This is a genomic window from Streptomyces sp. NPDC002845 (assembly GCF_053591955.1).
Genome location: NZ_JBSFUU010000021.1, coordinates 55649 through 67578, shown reverse-complemented (window position 1 = coordinate 67578; position 11930 = coordinate 55649). Strand labels below are relative to the sequence as shown.

At 67.6% G+C, this 11930-nt stretch carries 8 protein-coding genes; 5 read left to right on the top strand and 3 right to left on the bottom strand.

The window, feature by feature from the left end; translation table 11 throughout:
- Window positions 1–232: 232 nt before the first annotated feature.
- From ACWD3C_RS17425 to ACWD3C_RS17410, 4 genes are all read left to right on the top strand, one after another.
- Window positions 233–727, top strand: coding sequence for a hypothetical protein (locus tag ACWD3C_RS17425; protein WP_059198621.1), 495 nt, complete (start codon window positions 233–235; stop codon window positions 725–727).
- 480 nt (window positions 728–1207) lie between these two features.
- Window positions 1208–1837: a tyrosine-type recombinase/integrase gene (locus ACWD3C_RS17420; RefSeq protein ID WP_352377726.1), complete on the top strand. Its 630-nt coding sequence runs from the start codon at window positions 1208–1210 to the stop codon at window positions 1835–1837.
- A gap of 229 nt (window positions 1838–2066) precedes the next feature.
- A complete protein-coding gene (locus ACWD3C_RS17415) occupies window positions 2067–2273 on the top strand; it encodes a helix-turn-helix domain-containing protein (protein WP_210525259.1) in 207 nt (68 codons plus the stop codon).
- A gap of 60 nt (window positions 2274–2333) precedes the next feature.
- Window positions 2334–3422, top strand: coding sequence for a tyrosine-type recombinase/integrase (locus ACWD3C_RS17410; RefSeq protein WP_210525260.1), 1089 nt, complete (start codon window positions 2334–2336; stop codon window positions 3420–3422).
- Between the two features lie 50 nt (window positions 3423–3472).
- Here ACWD3C_RS17410 and ACWD3C_RS17405 read toward each other — a convergent pair whose 3' ends face one another.
- Window positions 3473–4960, bottom strand: a complete 1488-nt coding sequence (locus tag ACWD3C_RS17405; RefSeq protein ID WP_451144728.1) for a hypothetical protein — start codon at window positions 4958–4960, stop codon at window positions 3473–3475.
- A gap of 325 nt (window positions 4961–5285) precedes the next feature.
- On the opposite strand from ACWD3C_RS17405, the gene ACWD3C_RS17400 reads away from it, so the two are divergent.
- Entirely contained in the window at window positions 5286–9791 is a 4506-nt protein-coding gene (locus tag ACWD3C_RS17400; RefSeq protein WP_319073027.1) for a sacsin N-terminal ATP-binding-like domain-containing protein, read from the top strand.
- A 259-nt stretch (window positions 9792–10050) separates the two neighbouring features.
- On the opposite strand, the gene ACWD3C_RS17395 is transcribed toward ACWD3C_RS17400, so the two are convergent.
- Both ACWD3C_RS17395 and ACWD3C_RS17390 read right to left on the bottom strand, forming a co-directional pair.
- A complete protein-coding gene (locus tag ACWD3C_RS17395; protein WP_210525262.1) occupies window positions 10051–11001 on the bottom strand; it encodes a hypothetical protein in 951 nt (316 codons plus the stop codon).
- A complete protein-coding gene (locus ACWD3C_RS17390) occupies window positions 10989–11690 on the bottom strand; it encodes a restriction endonuclease subunit S domain-containing protein (RefSeq protein ID WP_319073028.1) in 702 nt (233 codons plus the stop codon). Before ACWD3C_RS17390 ends, ACWD3C_RS17395 begins: the two co-directional genes overlap by 13 nt.
- Window positions 11691–11930 lie beyond the last annotated feature (240 nt).

The window sequence follows — 11930 nt, the reverse complement described above, 5'->3', positions numbered from 1 at the left end:
GGGCGTACGGAAGTGCCACGGGCGCAGAGCGACGGCTTCCTCTTGCATCTGGAGCGGTCGATAGGCGGCCTTTTCCGTTGCATTTCGGCCAAGTTGAGGAGAGCGTCTGCGGACGTTGCCGGACGTCCACGGACTGGCGCGAACACAGTGAGAACTACTGAGACAGAGTGGGACTGGCCTGGTTTGATCCACGGAGAGTTACCTACTTCGCTCGGCGGGTCACACTGCATTCATGGCGAGCTTCCAGCAGCGGAAAGCGATAGGCGATGCGCACGAGCGGCACGTCGCCGAGCAACTCATCGGGCGAGGATGGGAAGTGGATTTCTGGGGGCAGGGTCTACTGAGCCGGGCGCTCCAATGCGCGCTCCGGAGAACGGACAGCTCCATTCGCTGGTTTCCGGATCTCATTGCGGCGAAGGCACGGGACCTGGTGCTGATCGACTGTAAGGGTGGGATGACCAGCCAGCGAACAGGGCGTCATGCCGTTGAACGCTCAGCAGTTCTGGCGCACTTGCAGCTCATTGCCTGGACCAGTCTCCCGGTCTACTACGTGTTCGATGGGCTCGACGTGTGGGCGCCACATGATGTCCTCATCGCGGGGCAGCAAGGGCCGCACAGCGTTGTCGGCTCCGGGGCCCCGTACTTTCTGATTTCTACGCAAGGAGCCCGCCGCTTCGACGACCTGTTCGGCGGACGGGATCTTCCAGAGTTGGGCATTGCCTCGTAGGGGTCCTCCCGCGTGTCTACGAGGCTGCTGGACGGCTCTCTTGCACGAAACTTCGAGTCCCTGTCGGCGTCGGCTGAGCGTTCGGCCGTCGTCGAGACCAGTGATTGCTGGCTGCCGCCGCTGACAACAGGGCAGGCGCTTAGAAGAAGCCTGCTCTGTTCTCTGGCGTCGACCGCCAGGCGAGCGCGCCGGTAGCGGCGCTCCTGCGTGATCCTGGGGCGTTCTGATTCGCCGACGGCAGACACATTGAGGGTGCAACGGACTGGAATGACGCGGCGAAGCAAGCAAACCTAGAGCGGTCCGGAGAAGCGCGGCTACGCCCTGCTGTTCCGCATGCGCCTGGATGCCGTGAGCGCTGTGTCGGGCGAAACATAGCCGACGATCGCCGGTTAGCCAAACCGGCGATTCCGCAGACCATTGAACCTGTCGCGCTGATCCCCGCGTGACGCATTCCGTTGTTTCCCCGAGGAGTTCAGAGCTATGTATGTCGAGGTCATGGACGAGGAATGGTTGTATTCCGAGGAGCAGGTTCGATCGCTGCTCGAGTGGATGCGCGGGCATGCGGGTGCCCATCGCTCGGTGCACCCCTTCATGCGCATCGTGGCCGAGCAGGCTCTGCGACCGGGTGAGGCTCGCGCCCTGCGAGTGAGCGACGTGGTGCTCCCGGAGGGCGACCTGGGTAAGTTGACAGCCCGTCACAAAGGTGTGGCAAGGGAAATTCCGCTCCAGCCGCAGGCCGTGGAGTTCCTGCGTGGGTGGATCAGCGACGCTGGTCTACAGGAGGACGACCTGCTCTTTCCCGGTATGGGAGGTGGGGCGCTCTCGCCTTCCGTCTACAAACGGGTCTGGGAGCAGGCCCAGCAGGCCGTCCTTTCGCGGGACGAGCTGTACTCGTGGCGTCTGGGGGAGCCGATCTCGATTCTCCGTGAGTCCTGCCTGGTGAAGTGGCTGAGGATGGGCATCTCGTCCTTCGCAGTTGCCGAGTGGGCCGGTGTCACCCCGAACTGGCTGGGGTTGCGCTACCAGCACTGCTTCCGCACCGAGAAGGTCGAAATCGACTGGGACCGTCTGGCCGAAGCCACGGCTCTTCCGGATTTGCCCAGGTCGTGATTCTTACATCGCGCTCTGGCGCACAGCCAGAGCGCGGACGCCACCTGGTCATTCTCTCCTGCGCTGGCGGGCCTCGCCTGACGGAGTCGCACGTGATCAGCTCCTTTGCGCGGAGATTCTCCGTGACGTGATCCCACTGCCCGACAGGGCCGGTTGACCGCCTTGCAACGGCCGATACCCGGTGCTGACTCCCCGGCCCCAGCCCATCCCCACCTCGAGGTTCTCCTCCATGCCTGCACGCCTGCTGTCCATTCCCGCCGTCGCCGCCGCCTTGGACGTCGACCGCCGCACCGTCTACCGCTTCATCGCTGCCGGCGACCTGCCTGTCGTCGACCTCCGTACCGGACCAGGCCGGTCCCGTGTACGGGTCCCCGCGGACGGCCTCGATGAGTTCATCAGCCGCCGCGCCGTCGTCTCGCCGGCCGCCCGCCGCTGACCCGGGCCATCCCGGCCTCGTCACCGTTGAACAAGGAGTATCGCCTCGTACATCCGCAAGTTGAAGTCCGGCAAGTGGCAGGCGACCGTACGCAACCGGACAGGGGACCGGTTCAGCGAGTCGTTCCCCCTCAAGGCGCAGGCGCGCGCCTGGGGCATCGAGATGGAGACCCAGTTCGCCCGCGGAGGCATGCGCGACCCGCGGGCCGGTGAAGTGTCGTTCCGTGAGTGGCACGACCGGTGGTGGAACGCCCGCGTCGTTGAGCCCCACACGCTGCGAGGCGACGCCTCCAACATCAAGAACCACGTCATGCCCTACTGGGCGGAGTGGGAGCTGCGGGCCGTCACCCGCATGGACGTCCAGAGCTGGATCCGGACCCTGGTCGAGAAGGGGGCGGGGGCCGCTGCGATCAAGCGGGCTTACAACCTGACGTCCTCCATGATGCGCGCGGCCGTCGACGACGATGTCCTGGCGGTGACCCCGTGCCGCAACATCGACTTGCCTCAGATCGCGGTCAAGCCGCCGCAGTGGTTCACGCTTGACCAGGCGCAGAGCATCCTGGACGAACTCCCCGCCGCGTGGCGGACGATGTGCTTGCTCGGGTTCTACACCGGACTGCGCTGGGGAGAACTCTCTGGCCTGCATCGCCACCGCATCGACCAGCGCCGCTCGCGCCTGTTTGTGGTGGAGGTCAACAGCAAGAGCGGCATCAAGGAGTACCCCAAGAGCTCCAAGAGCCGTAGAGAGGTCCCGCTCCCGCCTCACGTCCTGGAGGCCGTCGAACGCCACATTCACCGGCTCGACCGGGACGCGTTGGTGTTCACCACCGTCACCAAGGGCCGTGCCGGACGGCTCCTCGCCGACAGCAACTGGCGCCGGCAGACCTGGTGGCCCACCGTCGAGGCCGCCTACTACTTCGACACCGACGGCGAGCAGCAACTCGTCCCGCACTACCCGCCGCACTCCATGCGCCACACTTGTGCCTCGTGGCTGGTCCAGAAGGGAGTCTCGCTGTACGAGGTCCAGCATCTCCTCGGCCATGAGAGCTTCCAGACCACCCAGCGCTACGCTCACCTTCAACCGGACGCGCACAAGGCCGTTCTTGGTGCCTGGGAGCGCTTGGACGTTCCGCTCACCATCGCCGCATGAACGATCCTCCGCCCTGTCCCTTCACGGACAGGGCGGAGGCGCTTGCCTGATCAGGGGGGCCGTGCGACATCCTCTTCGGCCGGCGCCCAGCGCCCCTGACTGTCGAACGGCCAGGGATGGGTGTAGAGATCGCCTGGCAGGAGTTCGCGCAGAGCCTCACGGCTGGCCGGGGGATCCGGCGGAGTCCGCAGCGGCGCGCACAGTGGATCAATCCGGTCTGCGTACGCCTCAGCCCACTGCAGCCACTCCAGTTCCTCCGCCGCAGCGGACGCGCCGTCGGCTCTCGTGCGGGCTGCGCGGCAGAAGGCGCGGATCTCGTCGGCCCGACGCCGTGCCTCCACCTGCTCGACCAGGACATTCGCTCGATGTCGCTCGACTTGACGCTCCCGGGCCTGTGCCACAGCCGCGTACCAGCGGCGTCGCTGCTCGGCCTTGCGGAGTTCTTCTTCTCGCTGCCGGCGTTCGGCCGCCTCGGCACGTTGTTCGAGATCGTGCAGAAGGTGCCCCAGGCGGGACTCCAGTGTCCACCGTGCGCTGTCCCTGTGGGTGTACGAATGCTGGTACCAGCTTTTGGCGGGCGCACCGAGTTCGAGGCGTCCGTTGAACTCGTGGTCGTACTTGGGGATACGCGTCCAGGGATTGCGTTGCTGTTGGCGGATCTCCTGAGCGGTCGGCTCGTGTGGCACCTTGGTCGTCTGCTCTGTGATCGCGAGCGGGAGCGCGTGTCCGCGGATGACGATGACCATCTGGTGTTCGGCTTGGCCGCGATGGAGATCGGTCCGGGTTTCCACCTGGTAGCCGCGGCTTTCCGCCTCGGTCAGGAGCGCGTGCATGATCCGCAGGGCACGGTCGGCCTGCTCCCGTGACACGTGCAGAGGGATGACCTCGGGCGTCCCGCGGGTGTCGACTACGGTCTTGGACCTGCCGAGGGCCTTGCGCGTGGCACGGACGAGCTGATGGGGACGGCCCAGCACGTCGGGGACGTCGATGGTCGGTACCGGCGGCGGTTGCGCAGCCTTCTCGGCTTCCTCGTCGACCAACGTGAAGACGCAGTCACCACGCTGCCGTCCGGTCCAGCGCAGCTTGAGCTCTCCTGGTACGTGATCGTGATGGAGCGCGTCGTAGAAGGCGGTCCGCCACCGCCCCCGGGTCTGCGGGCCCGGATCAGGGACGGTGAGCTTCCAGGTAGTCGCGGACTGCAGTCGAGCGATCAGCTGGGCTCCGTCGGCAGGAGCGCGCTCGGCCTGTTCGGCATCACCGGCCAAGCGCTCCTTCTCGGCTTGGACCTCCTTGGGATGCTTGCCGTGTTTGAGGAAGTAGCGGCCGTCCGACGTCACTACTGCGACGTGCCCGCTACCGCGCCAGCTCCGCTTGATCAGCCCACGCTGCTCAAGGGCCCAAGCCGTGTTCGAACTCTTGGGAGCGATGGGCACGGCACTGGACGCTGCAGCGATCTGGCGGAGCGTGGCAGCCTGCTGTTCAGTCAGCGTGTACTTCACGAGCTTCGGCTCCACCTCGACGAGCTGCGGGCAGACCACCAAGGTAGGGCCGATGAGTGGCCTCGGAGCGCTTCCTGTCGCCCGTTCGGGTTCCACCACCCGAACCTGGTCGTGTTGAGGTCAGCCAATGGTGTAGGTGGCTTGCCGGGCTCAACCCGTCGAACAGCGTGCCGGGTCTGCTCTTTGGGCTCGGATCGTATGGCGGCAGGTCCTTGCGTTGGCATGCGCTGATTGCGCTGGGCTCATTACCCTGTGTCGTGGGGGAGCGCCGAGGTAAGCGGGGGCAGGGATGAGCACGGGGGAAGCGGTGCGTCGAACGGCCGCGGAGGAGCGGGGAATTGCGTCCGCCGATGCGCTCTTCTCCATGGAGGGCATCCCAGAAGGAGCCGTCGTACCGGAGCCGGAGGGTGAGGCGGCGACTGAGGCGGCGGTCGAGCGACTCGGTAGCCGGTTCGCCGGACTGGACGGTCAAGTACGGCACGCGCTGAGACGTACCCGAGATCACGCAGGCAATCTGTCGAGCGACCGTCTCCAGGGACTCTCGGAGATCGTGCAGAACGCCGAGGACCTCGGCGCCACGGACGTACGCATTCTGACGAGGGGACGGGAACTCCTCCTCGCCCACAACGGCAGCCCCGTACGGTTGCCGGACGTTCTGGCCCTGGCGATGCCCTGGCTGACAAGCAAGGCAGAGCAGGCGGATTCCACCGGCAGGTTCGGGATTGGCCTGATGACCCTCCAGTCCCTCTCCCCGCATCTGGAGGTTCACTGCGGGCATTACCGGTTCCGTGTCGGGGATCCGGACATTTCCGTGGCCGAGCCGTTCCCGGCGCCCGACTGGTTCGCCAGCGACACTTGGACGGTTCTACGGGTTCCGCTGGAGCCGGGCGTGCTCGGCGCGGACGAGGTGGACGCGTGGCTTGCCGAGTGGGGGGACAGCGCGCTGCTCTTCCTCGGCAGTGTCGGCAGTGTCACGCACCTGGACGAGCAAGGCCGTGTCCGGCACCGGCTGGCGCTCGACCGTGAGATCGGCGAGCCGTTCGAGGCCGTGGTGGGCGGGCAGAGCGCCGACGTGGAGACCGGCGAGGCACGCGCCGGCGACGGGTCCCGGTGGCTGGTCTGCCGTACGACCGTTCCCAGCCCCTCCGGGATCACCCGGTCTCACAAGGCGGTGGGGTCCACCACCGCAATCGCTGTGGCTCTTCCTCTCGGACCCGATGACGCCGGGCGGATCTACGCCGGTCTTCCGGTCGCGGACACCGCTCTGTCCCTCTGTATCAGCGCCCAGTTCGATCCCATCGCCAGCCGTCAGGCGCTCGACGACACCCCGTGGAACCGCGCACTGAATGAACTGGTGGGCGACCTGTGGACGGCCGCCGCCCTGTGGCAGTTCCGGCGGGATCCGGCACGGGCCTGGCGTGCCGTGCCGCTCCCCGACGACATGCGCGACTCCCGCGACCCGGTCGCCGCGCTGGAGCGACTACTCCTCGACCGTGCCAGGGCGGGCGTGTCCCACGGTCTCGTTCTGGACGTCCCGGGGCACGGGCCGCTCGGCCTGGATGATCTCGCGGTGGAGGACGAGACGCTGGTGGGCGTGGTCACCGAAGAAGAGATCTCCCGCGTCGCCGAGCGGACCGCCGTGCTGCCCAAGGTGGCGCGGGACGAGGGCGGCCGATGGCGCGAGGTGCTGGCGGACTGGGAGAACCACGACAGCGCGGTTCCCGTGACGGTGGACCTCTACGACGCGCTACGCCTCCTCGACGACGAAACCCGGTCGCCGCAGGCGAACATCCGCCTCGCCGCGGCGGGACTTGCCTCGAATATCTACTCCTCCTTGCTGTCGAGCCGCTGGCTCGTGGACAGCTCAGGGGGCCGCCACCGTGTGCCCCGGCCCGCGGAACCAGCGGTGTACACCGACGCCCCGCGGGGCCTCGGCGCCAGTCTCGGATTCTCCCGGGAAATCCATCCGGCATTCCTCGCCGACACCGACGAGGCACGGTCGGTGAGGACATGGCTCCGTAAGCGGGAGGCGCTGCTGACCGACGCGGACGCGGTGGCCGTGATCCGGCGCCTCGCGGCCATCGGCGCGGCGGGGAGCGGCGGCCCGAATGTACTGCGGCTCACAGATGACCAGCTCATCGAACTACGCGACGGCTTCGCACGCGTGCCGGACCACGAACGTGAGACCTTGGGGCGCGACGTGGGCCACGCAATCCGGCTGCAGGGGCATCGCTACGACCGGGCCGGAAAACGTGAAGACATCGACGTCGCTCCCGCCAGGGCGTACCTACCCGCCCGACTGGACAGTTCGGAACGCGAGGAGAGCTTCGCCTTCGCCGCCGGTCGCACGGCAGGGCTGGTGTGGCTACGGCCCCGGTACACCGAGGTCCTGCAGCGCGGCGGCGCCGGGATGGGCGCCCGTAAGTTCCTGAGGCTCCTGGGCGCGGAGACCGCGCCCAGGTTGCGCAGGCACCCGGGGGCGCGGGAACGCTTCACGCAGAGCCCGAAGGGGCTGCCGGCGGAAGTCATTTCGGGACCTCGAGCACGCACTGATGCCCTGCGCGTTCTGGAAGCGACCTTCACACTCGACGACTACGAAAGCCCCGACCTACGCGCCGTCGCCTCTGGCATAGCGGCGGAGCAGAACCCGCAGATCCGCAGGCGCAGGGCGGCAGCGCTGTTCCACGTCCTCGGGCGGGCATGGAGCCGCTTTTCCGACCACGACGAGGTGGATGCCGTCTACGACTACTACGCATGGCAGAACCGGGGCAGGACCGCAGCCTTCTGGCTCTGGCAGTTGCGCGACACACCATGGCTGGACGACGGTAACGGTGCGCCGTCTGCCCCGGTTCGACTCCGCATGCGGACCACCGGCACGGTCGCGGTGTACGGGGCGGACGACGAGCGATTCCTCCATCCCGAGATCCAGCAACTGGTCGGCAGACGCAGTGATGTGCTGCGCGCCCTGGGCATTTCTGCAGAGGCCCGCACCGAGGACCTCGTGGAATGTCTGCAGCGCCTGCGCCGACGGGAGGAAGAGGGCGGCGACAGGGATGTGCCCGCGGCACTGATCCTCTACCAAGCCCTGGCCGAGCGCGCCTTCGTCCGTGGCGCGGGAGCCTCGGGGGAGATGTCCCTGGGCTCTGTCCTCCGGGCATTCGGCGAGGGGAGCGGCCTCGTCCTCACGGACTCCGGCTGGCGCCGGCCGAGCCAGTGCCTGCGCGGAGCGCCGCTCTTCGGTCCGCTCCGTGCGTTCGCTCCCACGTTTCCAGGCAGCGAGGAGTTCTGGCAGCGGCTGGCAGTGCGCCTGCCGAATGTGGACGACGCCACGGCCGTGATCAAGGAGCTGGCACAGCGGGACCGGAAGCAGGGTCGGGACGAGCCGGACGGGACGACCCAGTCCATCGTCCTGGAGACCCTGAAGATGCTCGCCGCTCTGGGCCGTACCCATCCCGGCGCGTTGACGGCCAAGCGCTTGGGACGCCTCCCTCTTTGGACGAGCCAGGGCTGGCGAAGCAAGCGGCCCGTGTACGCCGTCGAGGACCCGGTGGTAGCCGAGGCGCTGGGCCGGGAATGTGCGGTGTGGTGCCCGGGAGCCGAACTGGAGCAGTTCCGGCCGTTGATCGGAGCCCTGCGCATGAGCGAGCTCGCCGCAGAGCATGTCACCGTGTACAGCCCCGGCCCGGCCCCGGCGGACCCGGACGCCACAGCGCTGGTCCGGTCAGCCATCACCCACCTCCGTGAGGATCTGCAGCGCAACGCCGCGAGCGTTGCCCAGTCCCTGGACTGCTCGTGGGACCAGCTGGCTGACCTGACCGTACGCATCGCCCCTCACCTGGCCTGCTGCCTCGATCTTCCAGACACAGGCGAGACGGTGCACATGCCCGTGGACGCCGGGATCGACTGGTCCTCGGGCACGTTGTACGTCCGTGACACTGCCACTCTGACACGCACATCCGGGGTGGGCCGGTCGATCGCCGCCCGGTTTCCGGGCAGCCGCCGCGAGGTGGCCCTCGCCTGGGGAGCAGCGTGTGACCAAGCCGAGAAGGGCCGTACGGCCGTACAACTGAGCCTTGCCGACGACCAGGTGCGGCGCGACCGGGAAGCGGCGGAGGCCGAACGCGAACGACGGCTTCGGGAACTCGGAAACGAAGTAAACCAACGCCGTACCGCGACCAAAGCGCAGGTCGGCACCGTGGCTGGTACCCCACGGACGGCAGTGATCCTGCCGCCTGCCCCCAGCACACCACCGCCCGCCGGGCCGTCAGCCCCGCCTGTGCCCCCCGCCGCCCCACCGCGGAGGCTCGTCGACCCCGGCAGGCTCCGGCTCGTCGATCCGAGCGGCATCATCACGCCACCGAAGCCCTCGGCTGCGGGCGCGCCCAGCGCACGGCCGAGCGAGTACACCTCGGGTACGTCCGGCCTGCCGCAGCCCCGCGCCGGATCGGCGATCCCCCAACAGCACACGCCACCGCGCCCCTACACGGGTACGGAGCAGGAAAAGGTGGCTCTGGACGTGGTACGCAAGGCACTCGCCACCGACGACGACTGGCTGCGTGACCTACGGGCCCAACGCGGCCTCGGCGCCGACGCGGTGGACGCACTGTCGCGATTCTACGAACTCAAGGCATATAAGGACGCCGAGCCGGACACGGTGATGCTGACGCCCGCCGAGTTCCAGCGAGCAGCGGAGAGCGACGATTTCTTCCTCGTCATCGTCTCGGGGCTGGAGGCCGGAACCGCCCCCGTCTCCGTACGCATCATCCCCCAGCCGCTCCAACAACTGACTTGCCGTCCGAGCAGCAGCGTGACGGTCACGGGAATCAGAGGGGCGCACAGCCGGGTGTACCAACTCGAGGAGGATAGATAGGCCAGCCAGCCGTGGCGTTCCGAGACGTGGCGCCCGAGGCGATCACATTCGCCAAGAGCCATGTGTGCAGCCCGGCGACGGCTCGAGAACTGGCATGTCGGCGCCCAGCCCTTGAATCGGAGGTGGTGCTGTTGAGCAGTCTTTGACGGGCGACGGTTGCGAGCCTCGCGGACAGCCTGTCCCAGCCGACCTCGCCCTTCGGACTGCCCAGCTCTCTGACGCCGTGGGCGCTCAGTTTCCGTACTCTCGTAGCACGCCTCTAAGCCCACCACTCCGTAGGCATCTCCCGCACGAGGTACCTCCACGGATCGTTCCGAAGAGCCGGTGGTGGGTCTTCCTCGTACAACAGGCGAGAGACCTCCTGGCAGACGAACTGCGTGAGGCCACGGAGGGTCACCCGCAGGTGCTCCCAGCCGTGCGTGTCCTCGACGACTTCCACGAACCGTTCTGGACGACGCGCATCGTCCGCGACGTGTGACAGGGCGTTCCGGCGACCCCCGAAGCGGGTGAAGTGGTTGTTGAGCTGGGAGAAGACTGGCTGTGAGAGCAACGGCCGCGATTCCGCAAGCAGTTCCAGGAGCGCTCGGCCGCCATCCCCGGCCCCCGGTTTCAGTGCCTCTGCGATCCCGTAACCGCGCCAGTAAGTGGACGTCTGCATCATCTCGGGCCACGGCTCGGCCATGCCCTCCAGCGCGAGGACGTGGTTGACGAGCCCGAGGTACGCCGCGACGAGGTTTTCGTCGTCAGGCAGGCTTGCCGGAGCGACGGGGTCGACTGGTACGTCAGTAGAACTCAGGCTGACGACTTTACCGAGAGTCCACCCGTATATGACCGGGTTGAGGACCGATGGCAGAGGCATCTTTAGATCGGGGACCTCGCTGACCGCACGCCTATGGACGTTCGCCCTGAGAGCCGAACTCAGCGTGTTGTCGTCGCCTGTGTTGCGAAGGCCGGCCAGTACCCAGGTAGCCAGGAGGGCATGCTCGACACTCCCGACCGAGACGTTCCCGACGCCTTCCGCACCGGCCAGTTCCAGCTGCATCGCCCAGTACTCGTCGTAGGCGTCGGCAGCGGTACTCAGCCACGCGGGGGCGTACCCAATCTCGCTCAGCCGCTCCTCGAGGTCGTCGTACCGCTGCTTGTCCGCGGCAAGCAACCGGTACAACTCGGCGAAGACGAGGGGCGAAAGCGTGCAGCTCATGCGGTCCACAAGACCTGCTCCAATTGGTCCGCCAACCCCACGTCCGGCTCGACGTCTCCTTCGAACTCGAGGGCTTCTGCTGGGATCGGGAATCTCTCGATGTCCGTCCTCCGCAAGGACGGAACCGTCACGCCCCGCAAGAACATGCGCCTCCTGGTCTGCCCCTCGCGCCCGTTCAGGAAGTGCGCGAGCGCAGGTCCTTGTGACTGGTCATGCAGCCGGAGGACGAAGACGCCCGGATTCGCGACGGCCGGGCGTTGCGCGACGGTGGCGTACGAGTACTCGCCCACGCGGGCGATCAGGAGGTCGCCCGGGGCGATGAGGGTGACGGTGGTGGACTGCGGCGCGGCCCATCGCCGGGTCGGACGGCCCCCCAGGACACTCACGTCCACGACCGGAAGCGTGCCCGGCAGTTCCGTCGGCACCTCGAAGCCGCGGGTTGAGCGGGACGGCTTCATCTCCCGTACGAAGGAACCGAGCGGTTCGCCGTCCTCCAGGAGCTCGGGACGAGGAGTGGCGAGCATGATCCCCCAGTCGTCCCGGAGCCGAAGGTCAGCCGTGACCCACCACGTCGACTCCGACGGCTCCTCCTCGCGATGCGTTCCCGCCTCGATCGAAGCCAGCACTCTGTCGAGCCGCTGGACCTCCACAAGGGGCGGCAGGGGCACGCCCATCTCCAGCAGATCCGGCGTCTTCACGGACGCCATAGTGGTACCTGTGGCCAGCGACGCCCGACGAGCCTGTCCCGCCCGCGAGTTCAACACGGCCCAGATCCACCGGGAAAACACCGGATCGAGAGGCCGGAGGGCTGTGAACCGGGATGAGAGGAGCGCACCGTTCAGCCGGTCGTCGACAAGAACGGCCGGCCCGGACGGCGAGGGCGGCACCAGGACATCACCACGCCGAAGGCCGCGCGTTCCGACGGTGAATGCCTTGCC

Bases quoted from the DNA above. Each gene is read 5' to 3' on its own strand.
- ACWD3C_RS17425 (WP_059198621.1), top strand. From the start codon at position 233: ATGGCGAGCTTCCAGCAGCGGAAAGCGATAGGCGATGCGCACGAGCGG.
- ACWD3C_RS17420 (WP_352377726.1), top strand. From the start codon at position 1,208: ATGTATGTCGAGGTCATGGACGAGGAATGGTTGTATTCCGAGGAGCAG.
- ACWD3C_RS17415 (WP_210525259.1), top strand. From the start codon at position 2,067: ATGCCTGCACGCCTGCTGTCCATTCCCGCCGTCGCCGCCGCCTTGGAC.
- ACWD3C_RS17400 (WP_319073027.1), top strand. From the start codon at position 5,286: ATGGAGGGCATCCCAGAAGGAGCCGTCGTACCGGAGCCGGAGGGTGAG.